Origin of the sequence: Mucisphaera sp. (assembly GCF_965279675.1) — a bacterium.
In the GTDB taxonomy this organism is placed as follows: Bacteria; Planctomycetota; Phycisphaerae; order Phycisphaerales; family Phycisphaeraceae; genus Mucisphaera.
The window spans coordinates 396,261-416,677 of sequence record NZ_CBDIIJ010000002.1 but is presented as its reverse complement, the minus strand read 5'-3'; the positions used below and the strand labels follow the sequence as shown (position 1 = coordinate 416,677).

The window sequence follows — 20,417 nt, the reverse complement described above, 5'->3', positions numbered from 1 at the left end:
TCATGTGATACCCCTTACCCTAACGTCTGGCGGTCGATCCACCCAGCCTTTTCTTGCACCGAAACCGATTCATCTCCCACTTTCGGTGTCTGCATCAACGCCAGCCCACGGAAGCACCACCACCATCGAGGTCCCCACTCCCTCGGTCGAACTCACCTCCACCCGCCCATCCATCTCCTGAACCAGACCAAACACCACCGAGAGCCCCAGCCCCGTCCCCTTCCCACGCTGTCTGGTCGTGAAAAACGGGTCGAACACACGACGCTGCGTCGCTCCCGGCATCCCTACTCCCTCATCACGAACCATCAACCACACCTCGCCACAAACGCGATACGCAGAAACCTCGATCGCCCCATCATCCGACAACGCATCCCGCGCATTGATCAGCAGATTGTTCAGCACCCGCAACAGATCATCACGCCCCGCCCGCACCTCCAAAGCTTCCTCCGACAGCTGCAACCGCAGCGTACACCGCTTCCCGAGCAGCGGCTCCATCACCTCGCATCCTTCACGGACCACCTCCCCCAGGTCCACCACCTCCGACACCGCCTCAGCCTCCACGGGGTCCTGACGCGCAAACGTCATCAACGACTCGATCAGCGTCTGCGTGCTCGTCGTCGCATCCCCCAGACCGGTCAACGCCTTCTGAATCCGCTCATCACCACCCGGAACCAGCTTCCGCAGCGAGGAGTGATAAGCCCGGATCGCCAGAACCAGATTGCCAAAATCATGTCCGATCCCCGCCGCCATCGTTCCCAACGCCTCAACCCGATCCAGACGCCTCATCCGACGCTCCGTCTCGATCTCACGTAGGTAAGCACGATTCCTGTCCGCCGCAATCACCGCAATCAGCAGCACGGTTAACGCAGCCGGCAGCAGGAAACCTTGCGCTACCAACGTATAAACCGCTGAGATGCCCAGACACGAGGCCACCCGCCACAGCCTGCTAAGCCCACCAGCCACTTGCCAGCCTGTATCCCAGGATTCGCCTGTTAATTTGGGCGAAAAACTCAATGGTTTTTCCTTCACGCGATCTATGATGGTGACAGGCTACCCTCGGAGAGTCGACGTTGTGCCGAAAACCATCCCCATCCTGGTCGTCGACGACCACAAACTCGTCGCCGAAGGCATCACCTCCCTGCTCGACACCGTCACCAGACTCGTCGCGCAGGGACTCACCAGCACCGAGATTGCCAGCGCCGTCTTCCGCTCACCCAAAACCGTCGAAAAGCAGATCGCCTCGGCCATGGAAAAAACCAACAGCGCCAACCGCATCGACCTCTCACACTGGGCCATCCGCGAGGGCCTGGTTCAGCCCTGAAGATGCTTACACACCCTCAATCCATGAATGAACATCCCAAACATCCCCGTCATTAGGCACAACACAAGGACTACACCGCCCGCTGCGAGTTAACCAATTGGGAAGAAACACCCATCGACGAAACCGTTTGAGCAAACGATAGTTTCCCCACAAAGGTTAAGCATCGGCAAAGGGGTGACCCACCATGCCAAGCTCCCTTCCCGCCCCAACACCCGTCCGCGTCTTAGACGCGACGGCCATAAACCTTTCACCCCATTTGTTTCGGTGGTCATTGCAGAGCGATCTGCCAGTGTGACACATCAGAATCCAACCCCGGGCCAGAGAGGACCCTCATGGATGCGTCAATGCAAAGCCGACTCGATTCCGAGTTCGAAGCCCACCTCCTCCACACCATGGAAATCACCAGGCAGGTCCTCCAAGCCGAAATGGCCTACGCCTACACGCCCGCTAACGCGCTGACCGAGGGGCGACGATGCCTCACGACCGGCCTCTCTCCCAGACAGGCAAGCACCCTTAACCTGGACCAATGGCACACCGATGAAGCCTCCCTCCCGCTCCAACTCCAGCAGGCAAACCTCGAACCCGGCAGGGTCTACCACGTCCTAGACCTGCCCTTGCTATCCAGGCGGCAATGCGTTTCCGCGGTCAAAAGACTGAACGCCTATCGAGAACTCACCGATCTCGTCGCCTGCGACATACCATCCGTCCACGGTTCACTCATCCTCGCCTACACCCGCTGGGCCGAATCCGAGAAGTTCCAACCCGATCAACTCGTCGAACTCGAACTCCTCCTCAGAAGCCTCCCCGAAAGACTCAAGAAGCAGGTGCCCCGAGCCCTCCCGGCTGCAGCGAAGAAGACCCCCAAAGCCATAGCCAAACTCAGCCCGACCGAGAAAGTCGTCCTCACCCACCTGCTCGAAAACCGCACCCAGAAAGAAATTGCCGAGATCCTCGAACGCTCAACCCACACCGTTCACGTCCACATCAAGAACATCTACCTAAAGCACGGCGTCCACTCGAGGTACGACCTGCTCAAACGCCTCAATTCCTCCTGACGCCACCCCCACCACGAGCAACCATCCATCGCTACGATACGAGGCCCAGCACACGCCAATCCCGCCACTGAAAAAGCAGAGGCAGGACCCCGGAGCCTCACGATGTTCGAAAACATCCAGCCTGCCCCACCCGACCCCATCCTCGGTCTGACCGACGCCTACAAGGCAGACACAAACCCCCACAAAATCAACCTGGGCGTAGGCGTCTTCCAGGACGCCTCCGGCAAAACCCCCATCCTCGCCTCCGTCAAAGCCGCCGAGAAGGCCCTCCTCGAAACCGAGCAGACAAAGTCCTACCTCCCCATCGACGGCTCACCCGCCTACGCAGCCGCCGTCAAACGACTCCTCTTCCCGGAAGCCGGGCCCATCCTCACCGATCGCCGCGCCGCCTCCCTCCACACCCCAGGCGGCACCGGCGCACTCCGCGTCGCCGGCGAATACCTCCGCGCCCACCATCCAGAAGCCAACCTCTGGCTCAGCGCCCCCACCTGGCCCAACCACACCCCCATCTTCGAAGCCGCTCGCCTTCACCTCCAGACCTACCCCTACTACGACCCCACCGCCCAAAGGCTCGACCTCGACGCCATGCTCGATGCCATCGATCAGGCCAGGCCCGGCGACGCCGTCCTCCTCCACGGCTGCTGCCACAACCCGACAGGGGTCGACCCCACGCCCGATCAGTGGAAGGCCATTGCTAAAAAACTCGCCGACAAGAAACTCCTGCCCATCCTCGACTTCGCCTACCAGGGTTTCGGCGAAGGCCTCCAGCAGGACACCAACGGTCTGCACACGCTCGCCGAGCACAACCCCGAAATCCTGATCTGCACCAGCTACTCCAAGAACTTCGGTCTCTACAACGAACGCGTCGGCGCCCTCACCGTCGTCGCCGCCAGCGAGAAGGCCGTGAAAGCCGTCCTCTCTCAGATCAAGACCGTCGTCCGCAGGATGTACTCCAACCCCCCAGGCCACGGCGCCGCCATCGTCAGCACCATCCTTTCCGATACCGGACTCCGCAGCCAGTGGGAACGCGAACTCGCCGCCATGCGCGACCGCATCCACCAGATGCGCCAACGCCTCAGTCATGGCCTCAGCGACCGCAAGGTCCAGCTATCCCCGCAGGGCAACGACTTCCTCACACACCAAAAGGGCATGTTCTCCTTCTCCGGCCTCAACAAAGAACAGGTCGAGAAGCTACGCTCAGAACACGCCATCTACATCGTCGGCTCAGGACGCATCAACGTCGCCGGCATCACAGAAAACAACGTGGACCGGCTCTGCGACGCCATCGCCGCCGTCAACGCCTAGGACGACAACGACGTGCAGCACGACAACATCCCCGGCATCATCCAGACCTTCCGCGAACGCATCGCCGCCGTCAGAGACTCTCTCAACGCCGACGCCAAAACCACACGCCTCGCCGAACTCGAACAACTCATGAACGCCACCGACTTCTGGGACAAGCCCGACAAGGCCAACGAAGTCGTCACCGAACTCAAAACCATCAAAGCACAGATCGAACCTCTCAACAAAGCCAATCACGATATCGAAGAACTCGCCCTCCTCTGGGACATGGCCGCCGACGAAGACGACGCAGACACCCGCGATGAAGTCGACGCCCAGATCGATCCCATGACCCAGAGGCTCGATAAGCTCGAACTCACCTCCCTTCTCTCAGGCAAGCATGACGCCCGAAACTGCTACCTCAGCATCTACGCCCGCGAAGGCGGCACCGAAGCCCAGGACTGGACCGAGATGCTCATGCGCATGTACCTCTACTACGCCGAGCAGCAGGGCTGGGACGTCTCCGAAGTCGGTAAGACCCATGGCGAAGAAGCCGGCCTCAAAGATGTCACCCTCTACATCAAAGGACCGCTTGCCTACGGCTACCTCTCCGCCGAACGCGGGACCCACCGCCTCGCCCGCGTCTCCCCCTTCAACGCCCAGGGCAAGCGCCAGACGAGCTTCGCCGCCGTCGACATCATCCCCGAGTTCCCCGACACCGGTGGCGTCGAAATCCCCGAGAACGACCTCGAAATCACCCCCTTCGCACGCTCATCCGGACCGGGCGGCCAGAACGTCAACAAACTCGCCACCGCCGTACGCCTCGTTCACAAACCCACCGGCATCATGATCGTCACCTCCGCCGAGCGCAAACTCGAGCAGAACAAGAAGCAGGCTCTCTCCATCCTCCGCGGCAAGCTCGAAATCCTCGCCGAGGAAAAACGCCAGGCCGAACTCGACAAGGCCACCGGCGGCTCACTCGACATGGGCTGGGGCACCCAGATCCGCAGCTACGTCTTCTACGACAACCGCGTTAAAGACCACCGCACCAGCTACGAAGAGCCCAACCCCCAGCAGGTGCTCGACGGCCGCCTACAGGGCTTCATCGACGCAGAACTCCAGCGGCGAGCCAAATCAGCCGCCTCCTGACCAGGCACCAGCTCGAAACGCCCATCACCCTTCCTCAAGCCGTCCCCATGAAAGACCGATAACCCTCAGTGACCCGCAACGCCCCCGGTGCGCGATCAGGCCACGCCAACATGCCCGACTACGACGACCAATCCGATTTCATCGATGAGCCGCAGGAAGAAGCCGCTCCGTCCGAACCCGAGCAGGGGAGTACCGCCACCGAAGAGCAAGCGACCGCAGTTCCCGAAGGCAGCTGGGCCACCATCTGGCAACTCCCCGCACTCCTCCTCGGCATGGGCATGCTCGCCCTGGGCGTCTACCTCTCACTCCCACAGCCCGTCGTCCACGACCTCGACGGCGCTCTGGACTCCGCTCGCGACTTCCTCGTCGCCGAAAACCTCGACGACGCCGAACAGACCCTCGCCAACGTCCAGGCTCAACGCGAGATAGCCACCACGCCCCAGCGAGCACGCCTCGAACTCCTCCTCGGACACCTGCTCTACCAGGACCTCGAACTGCGATCACCCGTCCAGATCGACACCGAGCAGGCCCGCCAGACCCTCCGCAATATCATCGGCCACTACCGCGAGGCCGAACAACTCGGCCTCCCACTCAACAACGCCACCAAACGAAGACTCGCAGAGGCCTACGGCCGACTCGGCCGCGAAACCGAAGCCCTCGCCACCGTCGATCGCATGCAGGAGGCCGCCGCCGAACAACGCCTCCGACAACTACGCCAACTCATCGAGATCAGGCTCGCCAGCGAAACCGGCCGCCGCGAAGACGCCATGATCGCCCTGATCAACCGCTATCGCGAAGAAACCAGAACCGAACTCGACCCCGCCGCCAGACGCGCCCAGGAAATCTGGATCACCAGCGTCGAAGCCGAACTCCTGCTCGAAACCGGCGACGCCTCCGCCGCCGTCGACTTCCTCCTCCGACACCACCAACGTCTCGTCGCCTCAGGCGGCAACGACGACCTCCCCCCCATCATCGTCAAGCTCGCCCGCGCCTACCAGAGCAAATCGCCACCCGAGTTCGAACGAGCCGACCAGCTCTACCGTTTTGCCCAACAACGACTCTCCGACAGCGATCCGCTCAACGCCGAAATCTACCTCCGGCTTGGCGAAATCGCGCTCCTTGATCCCGATGTCGACGGCCTCCAGCAGGCCATGGCCTCCTTCGAAACCGTCATCCAGCGGTTCCCCTCCGAACCCCTCTACATCGACGCCCTCATCGGCAAAGGCGATGTCGATGCCCGCCAGGGTGCCTACCCCGAATCCCTCGAAACCCTGACCCAGGCCGTCGCATGGCTCGTCGAACGCGGCCGCCCCGACGACCCCCGAAGAGCCCAGCTCGCCGACGTCGTCCGCACCCACGTCGATTACCTCTCAGATATCGAAGACTTCGATCGTGTGCTCGACTTCCTCATGATCCTCCTCCCGCTCTACGGCCAGGACCTCCCCGCGCCCGTCGTCCTCGACCTCGCCGTTACCCACGAACGCATAGCCCAGCAGCAACGCGACTACGCCGACTCCCTCGATCCCTACGCCACCGCACCCGGTGCCGGGCCGACACCCGACGCCGTCCGCCTCGCCAACCAGAAAGCCGCCCAGCACTTCGCCGACGCCGGAGCCAACTACCTCCGCCACGCCGGCCTCGTCACCATTATGGACAACGAAGCCCACGGCCTCAGCCTCTGGCGAGCAGGCGTCTGCTTCGATCAGGCCCAGCTCTGGGACGACGCCATCTCCGTCTACGTCGAGTTCGTCGAAACCCGCCAGGAGGACGCCCGCCGACACCAGGCCATGGCCCGACTCGGCCGCTCGCTCATGGCCGCCAACGAGTACGAAGCCGCCATCGCCCAGTTCATCGAGCTCTCCGAGCAGCACCCCACCGGGTTCCAGACCTTTGGCGTCCTCGTCCCCCTCGCCCGCGCCTACACCGCCATCGGCAACAACGACGCCGCCCTCCGAACCCTCACCTCCGTCCTCGAAGACCACGACGCCATCACGCCCGAAAGCGAGCAGTACCGCGAAGCACTCATCGAACTCGGCAGCCTCTACTACCGCCTCGGCAGCGACGAACCCCGCTACTTCACCGACGCCATCGAACGACTCGAAGCCGCCGTCGAACGCTACGGACAGGACCTCGAAGGCGCAAGACTCCGATACCTCCTCGCCGACGCCTACCGCAAGTCCGTCGCCGCCCTCGAGGCCACCGCCGACGGGCCCACCACCCAGCGCACCCGCGTCGCCCAGCAGGCCGAACGCAACCGAAGACTCGAACGCGCTCAGAACCTCTACAACATGGTCATCGAAGACCTCGAGTCACGCATCGACCAGGTCCTCTCACCCACCGAACGCCTCTACCTCCGCAACGCCTACTTCTACCAGGCCGACGCCGCCTTCGACCGCCGCCAGTACGAAACCGCCATCGCGCTCTATGGCGAAGCCGCCCGTCGCTGGGAAAACCACCCCGCCTCTCTCGTCGCTCTCGTCCAGATCTTCAACGCCCGCTGCGAACTCGGCCAGTTCCAGGAAGCCCGCGTCGCCAATGACCAGGCACGCTGGCAACTCGAACGCATGCCCGATGATGCCTTCGACGACCCAACCCTCCCGATGACACGCGAGCACTGGGAAGACTGGCTCCGCTGGACCTCCGAACTCGAACTCCTTGGCGACCAGGCCTCCGCCGCCCGCTGACCAATTCAATTCATGCATACAAAATGACCGAGGCGCAAATTGTGCGCGATCGCTCGCCGAGCGCAAGACCTGCCCACGAAATCTTCAGACAACAACCCCGCGCAACCGACAACCCACGTAGGCATGGATGCCCGATAACCAACGAAAGCGGTCAAGGATGACCACCACAACAGCACAATCAGAAGCCCTTGATCCACAACAACTACTGGATCTTGTGGTTCGTCAGCGTGACCTCTACAAAACCTTGGGGCAGCTCGCCACCCAGCAGCACGATCTCATCGAGTCGGGAGAGACTCCCAAGCTCCTCAGCCTGCTCACCCGCAGGCAGACGCTCCTCGACCAGCTCAAAACCATCGCCGAGGCCATCCGACCCTACCGGGCCGCATGGGACGACGTCCGCGCGAAACTCAGCCAGCCCCATCGCGACGAACTCCGCGCCCTCCTCGATGAAACCGACAACCTGATGCGCGACATCATGGCACGCGACCGCGCCGATGGCGACAGCCTCCAGCAGGCACGCGGCAAAGTCACCGCCAAACTCGGCCGCTCAGGCATCGCCAGCCAGGCAGCACGCGCTTACCAGGGCGCAGCCGCCGCACAGCCACCCTCATCCACCCTTCCACCGTCAAGCCGTTTCACCGACAGGCAGGGATAACGCATGCACCAACAAGCCATCCTCGAAACCAGCAACGGCAGCCCGCCCGCCGTCAGACCCGACGAACTCGCCGACATCATCCGCGCCTACAACGAAGTCACCGACAAAGTCGCGCTCTCACACGCCAGGCTCGAATCCGAAGTCACCCGCCTCCGCAAAGAACTCGTCAGCACCAACGCCCAGCTTCAGCGAAGCCGACGCCTCTCCGCCCTCGGTGAGATCGCCGCCGGCATCGCCCACGAAATCCGAAACCCCCTAGGCGGCATCGCCCTCTACGCCCAGATGGCCCTCGAAGACCTCAAAGCCGAAAACACCGCCGAACGCACCGACAACGTCGCCAACCACCTCACCAAAATCGCCGAAGCCGTCCGCGGCCTCGATGGCATCGTCTACGACGTCCTCCACTTCGCCAGGGACATGCAGCCCCGCAAAGACTGGGTCGATATCCGAACCCTCTTCGATCAGGCCATCAACGCCCACCGCCCAGAGATCGAAGCCGCCAACGTCCAGGTCACCATCGACTGCGACCAGCCCTGCGACGGCCAGGTCCACGCCGACCCCGGCCTCCTCCACCAGGCCATCCTCAACCTCGTCCGCAACGCCACCGAGGCCATGGCCAAATCAGAAGGCGAGCGCCACCTCCTCATCAAAACCCGCACGATCGCAGGCGACGACCGCATCGTCATCCGCGACACCGGCCCGGGTATCGACCGCGAACTGATCGACCGCATCTTCAACCCCTTCTTCACCACCCGACACACCGGCACCGGCCTCGGCCTCGCCATCGTCCACCGCATCATCGATGCCCACAACGGCTCCATCGCCGTCCACTCCGACAACGGAGCCGTCTTCACCTGCACCCTCCCGAGACCCAGCAACGCCTCCAACGGCCTGAAAGCGGAGGCAGCATGAGCGCCCAGAAAATCCTCGTTGTTGATGACAAACAAATCATGCGCGACTCCGTCGCCGCCACCCTCCAACGCGCTGGCTACACCGTCGTCACCGCAGCAGACGGCCAGGCCGCCATCCAGCAGGCCTCCAAACACCGCCCCAGTGCCGTCGTCACCGACCTCAAGATGCCCGAGATGGACGGACTCGCTCTCCTCGGCGAACTCCGCCGCATCGACCCGTCCCTCCCCGTCGTCCTGATGACCGCCTACGGCACCGTCGCCGACGCCGTCGCTGCCATGCAGGACGGAGCCTTCGACTTCATCCAGAAGCCCTTCGAAGGCGATCAACTCGTCATGGTCGTCCGCCGAGCCGTCGAACACCGCCAGCTCGTCAGCGAAAACGAAGCCCTCCGCTCCGACAACGCTTCCCGCGCCGACGTCGCCCCCTCACTCGTCGGCAAATCCCCCGAGATGAGGCGTCTCGCCCAGCAGATCCATCAGGTCGCCAACTCCAACGGCACCGTCCTCATCTGCGGTGAATCCGGCACCGGCAAGGAAGTCGTCGCCCGAACCGTCCACGCCCACAGCCCGCGACGCGATCGCGTCATGCTCTGCGTCAACTGCGCCGCACTCTCCACCAGCCTCCTCGAAAGCGAACTCTTCGGACACGAAAAAGGCGCCTTCACCGGTGCCGACCAGCTCCGCAAAGGCCGCTTCGAACTCGCCGATGGCGGAACCATCCTCCTCGACGAAATCTCCGAAATCAGCCCGACCCTACAGGCCAAGCTCCTCCGCGTCCTCCAGGAAGGCCAGTTCGAGCGCGTCGGCTCAAGCACCACCCTCACCGTCGATGTCCGCGTGCTCGCTACCACCAACCGCGACCTCCGCTTCGCCGTCGCTTCCGGCCACTTCCGCCAGGACCTCTACTACCGGCTCAACGTCCTACCCATCGAACTCCCCTCCCTAAGGCTCCGTGAGGCCGACATCCCTCTCCTCGCCGAACACTTCCTCTCGCAGGTCGCCCTCCGCGAAGGCCGCGAACCCAAAAAACTCGACGCCGCCGCCCTCAAACTCCTCCGCGCCTACCCCTGGCCCGGCAATGTCCGCGAGCTCCAGAACATCTGCGAAAGAGCCTCCGTCCTCACCCGAGGCGGGCTCATCAAAGCAGACCTCATCGAACCCTGGCTCACCACGCCCGGCCCATCGGCCCCACTAGCCTCACCCTTGCCCGCACAAACCGAACACGCCGCAAATCACGAAACGCCCCCGCTCGTCGTCACGCCAGGCCGCGTCACCGCACCCCCTTCGATCGGCCCCGTCCGCTCACTCGAAGAAGTCGAGCGCGAGCAGATCGTCCAGGCACTCGGCTACTTCGGCGGCAACCGACAGAAAACCGCCAAGGCCCTCGGCATCGGCGTACGCACCCTCGGACTCAAACTCAAGAAGTGGAAGGAGCAGCGGCTCATCGCCCAAACCGCCTGATAGTCAACGCGCAACAAACGCCCACCAGGGCGCAACCTTTGCGCGTCATACGCTGAAATCGGTCTTCAACCCCCGAGTTTCACAGGCCAATCAAAAGGGCACGCCAGTTGCAGAAAAACACCCCATGGCCATGAAAACCATGATCCAAGGTGTCCTCGACCACGGAGCGCTACCCGCCCTGCAGCGGATGGCCACCTTCACCGCGCAACGACACAAAGTCCTCACCAACAACATCGCCAACCTTTCGACCCCCTACTTCAAGCCAGGCGATCTCAACCCCGAACTATTCCAGCAGCAACTCGGCCAGGCCATCGACCAGCGCCGCCGCTCAAGAAGACCCCTCGATGGAGACCTCCGCCTCACGCCCACACGCCAGATCTCCGAGCGCGACGGCAGGATGTCCTTCGACACAGCTCAGGCCAACGAAGGCATCCTCTACCACGACCAGAACAACCGCGACCTCGAGCGAACCATGCAGGCCCTCGCCGAGAACACCCTCGCCCACAACGCCACCATCGACTTTCTTAAGGGCCAGTTCGACCTCCTCCGTTCCGCCATCCGCGAACGACCGTAACCCGGAGCTTGATCCATGTTTGGTTCACTGAACATCTCGGCCTCCGCACTCGTCGCTCAGCGAACGCGCCTCGAGGTCATCTCCGCCAACATCGCCAACTCCTCCTCCATTTACAACGCCCAAGGCGAGTACGACCCCTACCGACGACGCATCGCCGTCTTCGCGCCCGGCGACCCGTCCACCGGCTCCAACAAAGGCGTCCACGTCCGCGAGATCCTCCTCGACGATGCGCCCTTCCGAGCTAGACACCAGCCAAACCACCCCAACGCCGACTCCGAAGGCTACGTCTACTACCCAAACATCAACTCGTCCATCGAGCAGGTGAACGCCCTCGAAGCCAGCCGCGCTTACGAAGCCAACATCACCGCCGCCGAAGCCACCAAAACCATGATGCGTAACACCCTTAAACTCCTCGCCTGAAACAATCCCAGGCGTAAACCACGACAGCCATGACCGACCCACTCGGACTCATCCAGAATGCACCCAACGCCGCCAACCCCGCGGCCCAGCGATCAACGTCTGCGTCCACCGAACGAGGCAGCAGCTTCCGCGACGCGCTCATGAAGGAAATCGAACAGGTCAACCGGCTCCAGAAAGACGCCGAGATGGCCATCGAAGACCTCGCCGCCGGAAGACGTGACGACATCGACGGCGTCGCCATGGCCAAGAACCAGGCAGACATCGCCTTCCAACTCCTGCTCCAGGTCCGTAACAAGATGATGGACGCCTACGAGGAAGTGAAACAGATCCGAGTCTGACCCAGACACAACACCGTCGAGGCGGAGCCCCGGCGACGAGTAGCAACCATCGATGCCAGGAGGGCATCGATCAGAAGGGCCGGGAAAGGGCCCGAGGCATGGAGGCCCGAACGTGGATTTCATCAAGCAATACTGGCTACAGATCCGCGCGCAATCCGAAGGCATGACTGCCAGCCAGAAATGGCTCATCGCCACCGTGCTGACCCTCGGTCTGCTCGTCAGCGGCATGCTCGTCATCGTCGCCAGCGCCCCCGAACAGTACGCCCTCGACTTCGCACCCGGACAAACCGAATCCGTCTTCCGCTCCCTCCGGGCAGCCGGCATCAACGCCGAAGTCGAAGGCGATCAGGTCCTCGTCCCCAAAGCCGACGTCGACCGCGCTATGGCCGTCATCATCGAGAACGACCTCACCTCAGACGATGCCTCCGCCGCCTTCGACCAGCTCATCGCCGAACAGTCGCCTTGGGTCACCGATAAACAAGGCGAACGAGCCTTCAACATCGCTAGGCAACGCGTCGCCTCCAACATCATCGGCAAGATGGCCGGCGTCCAGCGCGCCTCCGTCGTGATCTCCGTCCCCGACCGCCGTGGATTCGACCAGACCTTCGACGAACCCTCCGCCGCCGTCACCGTCTGGATGCAGGCAGGACGAGCCGTCAACAAAGAGATCGTCGGAGCCATCGCCGGCTTCGTCTCCGGAACCCTCGCCGAACTCGACCCAGAATCCGTCGTCGTCGTCGATGGCAACAACCTCAAACGCTGGCGCGTCCCCGCCGATGACGAAGCTCTCGCTACCGACGCCCTCGAAATCCGCCAGGTACACACCAGGGACTTCCGCCAGAAAATCGAACGAACCCTCCGCTACATCTCAGGCGTCATCGTCGAGGTCAGCGTCGAAACCTCCAACGTCCACCGCGGTCGACGCCTCCAGCAGCAGTACGACACCACCGAGCCCCTCCGCGTCCAGGAAACCCAAGAGGAAAACACCCGCAATGTCGCCAACGCAGGCGAGCCCGGACCACGCTCCAACGTCGGACTCGATATCGATGGCGGCGCGAGTACCGGCACTGAAACCAGCCGGAACTTCCAACGATCTGAGTTCGGCGACAAACCCCTCCTCCAAACCCTCGACGAACAACTCACCGGCTACGAAGTCGAACAGGTCAACGTCGCCATAGGTGTTCCCTACGGCTACTTCGTCAACCTCCACCGCAGCCAAAACCCGCCCGCTGAAGGCGAGCAAGCCACCGTCCCGGCGCCCGAAGCCATCCAGGGCCTCATCGACGAACACCTCACACGCATCGAAGAGCAGGTCCGGCCGCTCATCGAAGCAACCCAGCCCCCGCTCCTCAACGTCACCTGGGTCCCCGACGCCACCCTCATCCCGACTGACCAGTTCAACACCGCCGACACCGGCCTCACCCTCGCCTCCACCGCCGCGCAATGGGCAGGCCCCATCGGCATCGTCGGCCTCTCCGGCGCCGCCCTCCTGATGATGCTCATGATGGTTCGCAAGGCCACCCAGCCCGAAAAGCTGCCCTCCGTCGAAGAACTCGCCGGCGTCCCGCCGTCACTGCCCGACGACGACGAACTCGTCGGCGAGGTCGACGAAGTCGAAGACACGCTCTCAGGCGTCGAACTCGACGAAGAAGAACTCAACAGCCGACGCATCGCCCAGCAGATCTCTGAAATGATCAAGGCCAACCCCACCGAAGCCGGACACCTCATCGGTAAGTGGGTCCAGACCGACGAGTAACCAACCTTAAGAACACCAATCACACATGCCCCTACAACAGCAGGCTCCCATCACCAGCATCGAGGAACTCGACGGCTTCAAAAAAGCCGCCATCCTCCTCCTCGCGCTCGATGAGGAAGCCTCCAGCATCCTGCTTAGCCAGCTCTCGCCCAAAGGCGTCGAGGAAGTCACGCGCGAACTGGCCAGCATGCTCGATATCCCCGGGAAAATCCGCGACGCCGTCCTCAAAGAGTTCTACGACATCGCCGTCGCCAACACCTGGGCCCGCGAGGGCGGACTCGATTACGCCCGCAACCTCCTCCTCAAATCGCTCGACCCCGCCGAAGCCAACCGCATCATCCAGCAGATCAGCCAGCAGGTCCGAAAGACCCCCTTCGCCTTCCTCCAGAAAGCCGAATCCCAGAACCTCCTCACCTTCATCCAGGACGAACACCCCCAGACCATCGCCCTGATCGTCTCCCACCTCCACTACAACAAAGCCTCCGAAATCCTCGCCGGCCTGCCCACCGCCAAGCAGATCGAAGTCGTCAAACGCGTCGCCAACATGGAGCAGACCAACCCAGAAGTCATCTCCGAGGTCGAAGCCGGACTCGAAGCGCGGCTTGCTAACCTACTTAACCAGTCCTTCGCCAAGATCGGCGGCGTCGACACCGTCGCTGAGATGCTCAACCTCGTAGACCGCACCACCGAGAAGGGCATCATGGAAGGCCTCGAAGCCGAAGACCCCGACCTCGTCGAAGAAATCCGACGACTCATGTTCGTCTTCGAAGACATCCTCCACGTCGACGACAAAGGTATCCAAGCCGTCCTCAAGGAAGTCGACAACGACGAACTCGCCCTCGCCCTCCGCACCGGCAGCGACGGACTCAAGGAGAAGATCTTCGGCAACATGTCCGCCCGCGCCGCCGCTCTCATCAAGGAAGACATGGAATACATGGGCCCCGTCCGTATCACCGATGTCGAAACCGCCCAGCAGCGCATCGTCGACATCGTCCGCAGACTCGAGGACGCCGGCGAAATCATCATCTCCGGCCGAGGCGGAGACAAAGACCTCATCGTCTAAACCCCAACCACCGGCCCCAGGCCGTCCAGGATCAACCCGATGCCAGTGGTCAGAAAAACACAATCCGCTCCCGCCATCAAAGAGGCCATCGTCCTCGACTTCGGCGACATCGGAGCCCAGGCCGCACGGCTCCGACAGGCCGCCGAAGCCAAAGCCGCACAGATCATCCGACAGGCCGAACTCCAGGCCGCCGACCTCCAGCGCGGCGCCGAAGAACAGGGCGTCGAAGCCGGCTACCAGGACGGACTCGAAAAAGGACACGCCCAGGGACTCAAACAGGGACGCCAGGAAGCCTTCGACGCAGCCAGCGAACAGCTCGCCCACATCCAGGAAGCCTGGCTCGACCTCAGCACCCGCTGGGAAACCGAATTCGACCGCCTCACCACCGAAGCCCGCGAAGGCCTCATGGGCTTCGCTCTCCGATTCGCCGAAAGACTCGTCCACCGCGTCATCGAAGTCGATCGCGAGATCATCGTCGACCAACTCGCCGAGGCCCTCGGCCATATCCTCCGACCCCTCAAAGTCTCCGTCCGCATCAACCCCGACGACCGCCCCATCCTCGAAAAAGCCCTCCCCGAGCTCCTGCAGCGATTCTCTCACCTCAAACAGGTCGAGCTCGTCGACGACGACCAGATCACGCCAGGCGGGTGCATCGCCCGCTTCGGGCAGGGACAGGTCGACGCCACCATCGACACCCAGGTCCAGCGCATGGTCGAAGCCATCCTGCCACCGCTCCACGACGAAGCTCCCCCCGAGTCGCTTGAGCCCCAGTCCGAGCCTGCCGAAATGGACACCACCGCTCAACCCAGCGACGACGATCCCAACCCCAACGCATAACCAACACGGCCATCCGCCCGACAGGCACGCCATTCGCAGGGAGATCAGGCGATGACGCTACTCGCTGAGCAATTCAAGCTCGTAGAAGAAGCCAGCCCGCTGGAATTGCGCGGCACGGTGTCAGAATTGCGCGGCCTGACCCTGCGCATCGAAGACATCGCCGCCCCCATCGGCACCCTCGTCTCCATACAGCCCCGAACCCTCTCCAGCCGACCCATCCCCGCCGAGATCATCGGTTTCGAACGATCCACCGCCCTCGCCATGCCCCTCGCCGAAGCCAGCGGGATCCGCGCCGGCGACCACGCCATCGCCGTCCAGCACCGACCCACCGTCCGCGTCGGACACGCCCTCCTCGGTCGTGTCATCAACGCCCTTGGCGAACCCATCGACGGCCAGGGACCCATCGAAGCCTCCGCCACCTGGCCCCTCCGCCGCCAGCCCGATCAGGCCATGTCCCGCCCACGCATCGAACACCCTATCGCCACCGGCGTCCGCGCCGTCGATGCCATGCTCCCCCTCGGCCGAGGACAACGCATCGGCGTCTTCGCCCCACCCGGACTCGGCAAATCCACCCTCCTCGGCACCATGGCCCGCAACACCGCCGCCGAGGTCTCCGTCATCGCACTCGTCGGCGAACGCGGCCGCGAAGTCAAGGACTACGTCGAAGCCGTCCTCGGCCCCGACGGCCTCGCACGATCCGTCGTCGTCGTTGCAACCGGCGACGAGCCGCCACCCCTACGCGTCCGCGCCGCCGAAACCGCCACCGCCATCGCCGAATGGTTCCGCGCCGACCACAACGACGTCCTCCTCATCATGGACTCCGTCACCCGCTACTGCCAGGCACTCCGCCAGATCGGACTCGCCGCCGGCGAACCGCCCGCCACCAAGGGTTTCCCGCCCTCCGTCTTCGCCAACCTCCCCAAGCTCCTCGAACGCTCCGGCCGCTCGCCCGCAGGCTCCATCACCGGCATCTACTCCGTCCTCATCGAAGGCGACGAACTCGACGACCCCGTCTCCGAAGCCTGCCGTGGCGTCCTCGACGGACACCTCATCCTCTCCCGGAAACTCGCCGAACGTGCCCACTACCCCGCCATCGACGTCCTCAAGTCCATCAGCCGTGTCGCCACCGACATCGTCACCAAAGAACACGAATCCGCCCGTCGCGAAGTCGTCAAGCTCCTCGCCGCTTATGAGCAGGTCGAAGACCTCCTCACCATCGGTGCCTACACCGCCGGTAACAACCCCGACTTCGACCTCGCCATCGAACTCAAACCCAACATCGATGCCCTCCTCCAGCAGGGCCAGCAGGAATCCCGCGGCCTCAGCGACTTCCGTCAGACACAGGCCCAGATCATCGCCCTCGCCAAACTCATCGAACAGGCCCGCCTCCGCAAGCAACGCCCAGGCGTCACCCCCAACCCACCCATCCGACGCTAACCCCAAACCAGATCAACCATGGCACGATTCCAATTCCGCTACCAGTCACTGCTAGATGAGCGCCGCCGAGTAGAGCAGCGCGCCCAGCGGAATCTCGCCAACATCCTCGCCAACCAGCAACAACTCCGCGACCAACTCCTCCAGACACAAAACAGAATCACCACCGGCAAGCGACAACTCCGCGACAGCCTGACCGGAAAGATCGACCTCAACGCCGTCACCCAGTTCGGCCGCCACAACAGCCACACGCTCCTCTCCGGCCAGGGCATCGTCAACAAACTCGCCGCCCTCGAACCCCACATCGAAACCGCGCGACGACAACTCGCCGAAGCCGCCCGCAAACGCAAAGCCATGGAGCTCCTCCACGACCGCGACCTCGCCGACTGGAAACACACAGAGCGACGCCGCGAAAACAACCTCCTCGAAGAAGCCGCCCTCCAGACCACCCTCGCCAACCTCTCCCACCCCGCACGCGAGGGCCACCAGCTATGAGATCACTCTGGTTCGGATTCGTCCTGCTGCTGCTCATCCACCTCACCGCCGCCGGTGCCGGCGTTGGCTGGCTCTACGCCACCGACCGCATCAACGAAGACCGCCTCAACCGCCTCGTCGACCTCTTCACACCGACCATCCCCGAAGAGCAGGCCGCCCTCGCCGAAGCCGAACGCATCGCCGAGGAGAATCGCCAACTCGCCGCCGATGCCGCCCGACTCGAAGCCGTCGCTCAGGGCCCCGTCTCACTCAGCCAGCGACTAGCCTCCCAGCAGCAAGCCGACGAACTCTCCATGCACCGCCTCGAACGCCTGCAATCCGAAACCGCCGACCTCCGCGGCCAGATCAACCGCCTCAAGAGCCTCCTCGCTCGCGAACAATCCAAACTCGCCGCCGAACGCGAGGCCTTCGACCGCTACAAAAACGAGCAACGCAACACCACCGAAGAAGCCGACTTCCAGCAGGCCGTCGCCATGTTCGAGGCCATCCAGGCCCGACAGGCCAAATCCGTCGTCGATCAGATGACCCGCGAAAACCGCCTCGAAGAAGCCATCGATATCCTCGCCGCCATGCAACCCCGCAAGGCCGGCGCCGTACTCCGTGAGTTCAAGGAACCCGCCGACATCCCCCAACTCACCGACATCATCCGCCGCCTCCGCGACCGTGGCGTCAATGACCCCTCCCTCACCAACGCCAACCCACTCGCCGGGAACAACCTCTAAATCATGTCAGCCATCACCACCCTGTTACCGCCCGCCGCGACCGAACGAGCCACGCCACCCGCGCGCTCCGCCAGCAATCCTCCCGAACGCGAAAAATTCACCCTCGATCAAAACACGCCCCAGCGCAAGAAGCCCGACCCCAAAGAACCTGCCGACACCAGGCCCCAAACAGCAGAAACCAAAGCCGAATCCACCAACGAAGAACAACCATCGGCGGAAGACACATCCACCGAGACCACCAGCCAGCCCGCAACCCAGGAACAACCCACAACCCCCAAAGATCTACAGGCTCAGGCACAACCCGCCTCTCCCGACCAGACCGAAGCCGTAGAAACCCGCCAGACAGCCAATCAGGCAGATACCCAAGCTACACAAACCCAAACCCAGCAGAACGCCCCGACGGCTGCCAACGCCCAGTCCACAGCACAAACCGCCCTGCAGGACAACACACCAAAACCTATACAGGCGAGCACCCAGCAGCCCACACCCAGGACCCAGGCCACCACCTCACCACAGGCAGTCAACGACCAGACGGCCACCCAGCCCACCACACAATCACTGAACGCCGCCGCAACCAGCGACCAAAACCAGTCCGAAACCAGCACCGACACCGAATCCAACGAAGGTCAGTTCAAAACCGCCGCCAACGACCGCGACAACAACGCCTTCAAACCCGCCACCACCGCCGAAGCCAACCCCTCCACCAAACCCGCCGGCCAGGAAGCCGACCAACTCCTCCGCAAACTCACAGACGCCCAACCCGCCCGCCAACCCGAAGCCCCCAACCAGCCAAGACTCGGAGCCGAGCCCGACACCATCAACGGCGCACGCCTCAACCGCGCCCTCCGCTCCGCCGTCCAGCAGCAGGGGGGTGCCGTCACCCTGAGACTCACCCCACCCGAACTCGGCACCGTCCGCATCCAGATGGAACTCCGCGGAACCACCGTCTCCGCCACCTTCCACGCCGAAACCGACGCCGGACGCCAAACCCTCAGCCAGGACATCGCCCGGCTCCGCGCCGGCCTCGAATCCCAGGGCCTCTCGGTCGATCGCCTCTCCGTCCAAGCCATGAACGGCTCGTCCAACACCTCACAAACCTCCGACGACCCGCTCAACCAACGCGATCCCAGAGACCCCTCCCAGCAGCAAAACAACTCATCCCGTCAACGTGATCCTCAGCGGGATCAAAACCCGGCCAACGACTTCAACCAACTCTTCAACAAACAACCCGAGCCCACCGCCGCCAACACACGGCGATAGGAGCCCAACATGTCAGCAGCCAGCCTAGGCGGCATCTCAGCCGCCTCAACAACCTCTCAGAACCGATTCGCTGAACTCTCCAGCCAGGACTTCGTCCGCATCATGGTCGAAGAACTCGCCAACCAGGACCCCTTCGAGCCCAACGACTCCGCCGCCATCATCGACCAGCTCTCAGGACTCCAGAACATCGAGTCTCAGAACGAACTCCAGGACAGCCTCGAGGCACTGGTGACGCAAAACAGCTTCGCCTCAGCCACCTCGCTGATCGGCAAGACCGTCACCGGCGTCGCCAACGACGGCCAGGTCGTCACCGGCCGCGTCGCCTCCGTCACCAACCGCGACGGCAAGTCCATCTTCACCCTCGATACCGGCCAGGAAATCCCCGACGACCGACTCCAGGGCATCCAGGACCCGGGCGGCATCGATGAAGCCCTCATCCCATCACTGCTCCTCGACCTCGTAGCCCTCAACGGCGCCGCGCTCGTCGGCCAACGCGTCGGCGGCACCGACGCCGAGGGCAACGACTTCTCCGGCACCGTCGACGCCGTCCTGCTCCAGGAAGGCGGGCTCATGCTCAAGGTCGATGTCGGAGGCGGGGCCACCAAGGAAGTCCCGGCAACTCTCGTGACCCGCTACGGCTAAAACCCGCAGGAAACCAGCGTGACCACCAACGCCAGCGACAACCTGCTCCGACTCCTCGAACCAGCCGTACGACCCGTACAGTCACCCGCTTCCCCTGCGCCAACCAGCAGCTCCACCTTCGAGTCACGACCCTTCGACGACCTCCTCGCCGAAGCCACCCAGGCCCAGCAGCCCGACGCCGAAGCAGCCACCCAGAAAACACCCGCCCAGAACCTGCTGGGCGCACTCGCCAACACCGAGAACGCCTCCGTCAGGCAGCTCATGGAGGCCGCCAAACCACTCGGACACGATCTGAAGCCACAGGACCAGAACAACGGACAACGCTAAACGCCAAGCGGGCCAACGCTCACTTAGAGAGG

General features: G+C 63.3%; 21 protein-coding genes. 20 read left to right on the top strand and 1 reads right to left on the bottom strand.

Translation table 11 applies throughout. From position 1 onward, the window contains the following. Window positions 1-69: 69 nt before the first annotated feature. Window positions 70-897 carry a sensor histidine kinase gene (locus ACQZAB_RS01865; protein ID WP_428386579.1) on the bottom strand — a complete coding sequence of 276 codons (828 nt, stop codon included), beginning with the start codon at window positions 895-897 and terminating at the stop codon, window positions 70-72. A gap of 175 nt (window positions 898-1,072) precedes the next feature. Here ACQZAB_RS01865 and ACQZAB_RS01860 point away from each other — a divergent pair, with 175 nt between their 5' ends. The 20 genes from ACQZAB_RS01860 to ACQZAB_RS01765 all read left to right on the top strand — a co-directional run bounded on the left by ACQZAB_RS01860 (window position 1,073) and on the right by ACQZAB_RS01765 (window position 20,385). Then, window positions 1,073-1,321 carry a response regulator transcription factor gene (locus ACQZAB_RS01860; RefSeq protein WP_428386577.1) on the top strand — a complete coding sequence of 83 codons (249 nt, stop codon included), beginning with the start codon at window positions 1,073-1,075 and terminating at the stop codon, window positions 1,319-1,321. Window positions 1,322-1,665: 344 nt separating this feature from the next. Then, complete coding sequence (locus ACQZAB_RS01855; RefSeq protein ID WP_428386575.1) at window positions 1,666-2,376, top strand: helix-turn-helix transcriptional regulator; 711 nt, start codon at window positions 1,666-1,668, stop codon at window positions 2,374-2,376. Window positions 2,377-2,478: 102 nt separating this feature from the next. Continuing rightward, window positions 2,479-3,681 carry an aromatic amino acid transaminase gene (locus tag ACQZAB_RS01850; protein ID WP_428386573.1) on the top strand — a complete coding sequence of 401 codons (1,203 nt, stop codon included), beginning with the start codon at window positions 2,479-2,481 and terminating at the stop codon, window positions 3,679-3,681. 27 nt (window positions 3,682-3,708) lie between these two features. Then, entirely contained in the window at window positions 3,709-4,806 is a 1,098-nt protein-coding gene (prfB, locus tag ACQZAB_RS01845) for a peptide chain release factor 2 (RefSeq protein ID WP_428390121.1), read from the top strand. 68 nt (window positions 4,807-4,874) lie between these two features. Beyond that, window positions 4,875-7,490 carry a tetratricopeptide repeat protein gene (locus tag ACQZAB_RS01840; RefSeq protein ID WP_428386571.1) on the top strand — a complete coding sequence of 872 codons (2,616 nt, stop codon included), beginning with the start codon at window positions 4,875-4,877 and terminating at the stop codon, window positions 7,488-7,490. Window positions 7,491-7,647: 157 nt separating this feature from the next. Beyond that, window positions 7,648-8,145, top strand: coding sequence for a flagellar export chaperone FlgN (flgN, locus tag ACQZAB_RS01835; RefSeq protein ID WP_428386569.1), 498 nt, complete (start codon window positions 7,648-7,650; stop codon window positions 8,143-8,145). A gap of 3 nt (window positions 8,146-8,148) precedes the next feature. After that, window positions 8,149-9,057: a sensor histidine kinase gene (locus ACQZAB_RS01830; RefSeq protein ID WP_428386567.1), complete on the top strand. Its 909-nt coding sequence runs from the start codon at window positions 8,149-8,151 to the stop codon at window positions 9,055-9,057. Continuing rightward, entirely contained in the window at window positions 9,054-10,517 is a 1,464-nt protein-coding gene (locus ACQZAB_RS01825; protein WP_428386565.1) for a sigma-54-dependent transcriptional regulator, read from the top strand. The genes ACQZAB_RS01830 and ACQZAB_RS01825 overlap by 4 nt, the downstream gene beginning before the upstream one ends. A gap of 124 nt (window positions 10,518-10,641) precedes the next feature. Beyond that, window positions 10,642-11,091: a flagellar basal body rod protein FlgB gene (flgB, locus tag ACQZAB_RS01820; RefSeq protein ID WP_428386563.1), complete on the top strand. Its 450-nt coding sequence runs from the start codon at window positions 10,642-10,644 to the stop codon at window positions 11,089-11,091. Between the two features lie 15 nt (window positions 11,092-11,106). After that, on the top strand, window positions 11,107-11,511 hold the full coding sequence (gene flgC, locus ACQZAB_RS01815; RefSeq protein ID WP_428386562.1) for a flagellar basal body rod protein FlgC: 405 nt from the start codon (window positions 11,107-11,109) through the stop codon (window positions 11,509-11,511). A gap of 29 nt (window positions 11,512-11,540) precedes the next feature. Continuing rightward, window positions 11,541-11,849: a flagellar hook-basal body complex protein FliE gene (gene fliE, locus ACQZAB_RS01810; RefSeq protein ID WP_428386560.1), complete on the top strand. Its 309-nt coding sequence runs from the start codon at window positions 11,541-11,543 to the stop codon at window positions 11,847-11,849. A gap of 112 nt (window positions 11,850-11,961) precedes the next feature. Beyond that, window positions 11,962-13,605, top strand: coding sequence for a hypothetical protein (locus tag ACQZAB_RS01805; protein WP_428386558.1), 1,644 nt, complete (start codon window positions 11,962-11,964; stop codon window positions 13,603-13,605). 25 nt (window positions 13,606-13,630) lie between these two features. Continuing rightward, on the top strand, window positions 13,631-14,668 hold the full coding sequence (gene fliG, locus ACQZAB_RS01800) for a flagellar motor switch protein FliG (RefSeq protein ID WP_428386557.1): 1,038 nt from the start codon (window positions 13,631-13,633) through the stop codon (window positions 14,666-14,668). Window positions 14,669-14,707: 39 nt separating this feature from the next. Next, window positions 14,708-15,505, top strand: a complete 798-nt coding sequence (locus tag ACQZAB_RS01795) for a FliH/SctL family protein (protein ID WP_428386555.1) — start codon at window positions 14,708-14,710, stop codon at window positions 15,503-15,505. Window positions 15,506-15,556: 51 nt separating this feature from the next. Then, window positions 15,557-16,942, top strand: coding sequence for a FliI/YscN family ATPase (locus tag ACQZAB_RS01790; RefSeq protein WP_428386554.1), 1,386 nt, complete (start codon window positions 15,557-15,559; stop codon window positions 16,940-16,942). A gap of 18 nt (window positions 16,943-16,960) precedes the next feature. Then, on the top strand, window positions 16,961-17,434 hold the full coding sequence (locus tag ACQZAB_RS01785; RefSeq protein ID WP_428386552.1) for a flagellar FliJ family protein: 474 nt from the start codon (window positions 16,961-16,963) through the stop codon (window positions 17,432-17,434). Further along, on the top strand, window positions 17,431-18,156 hold the full coding sequence (locus ACQZAB_RS01780) for a hypothetical protein (protein WP_428386550.1): 726 nt from the start codon (window positions 17,431-17,433) through the stop codon (window positions 18,154-18,156). The genes ACQZAB_RS01785 and ACQZAB_RS01780 overlap by 4 nt, the downstream gene beginning before the upstream one ends. A gap of 3 nt (window positions 18,157-18,159) precedes the next feature. Further along, window positions 18,160-19,416, top strand: a complete 1,257-nt coding sequence (locus tag ACQZAB_RS01775; protein WP_428386548.1) for a flagellar hook-length control protein FliK — start codon at window positions 18,160-18,162, stop codon at window positions 19,414-19,416. Window positions 19,417-19,425: 9 nt separating this feature from the next. Beyond that, a complete protein-coding gene (locus ACQZAB_RS01770; protein ID WP_428386547.1) occupies window positions 19,426-20,058 on the top strand; it encodes a flagellar hook assembly protein FlgD in 633 nt (210 codons plus the stop codon). 18 nt (window positions 20,059-20,076) lie between these two features. Beyond that, a complete protein-coding gene (locus tag ACQZAB_RS01765) occupies window positions 20,077-20,385 on the top strand; it encodes a hypothetical protein (RefSeq protein ID WP_428386545.1) in 309 nt (102 codons plus the stop codon). Window positions 20,386-20,417: the final 32 nt, after the last annotated feature.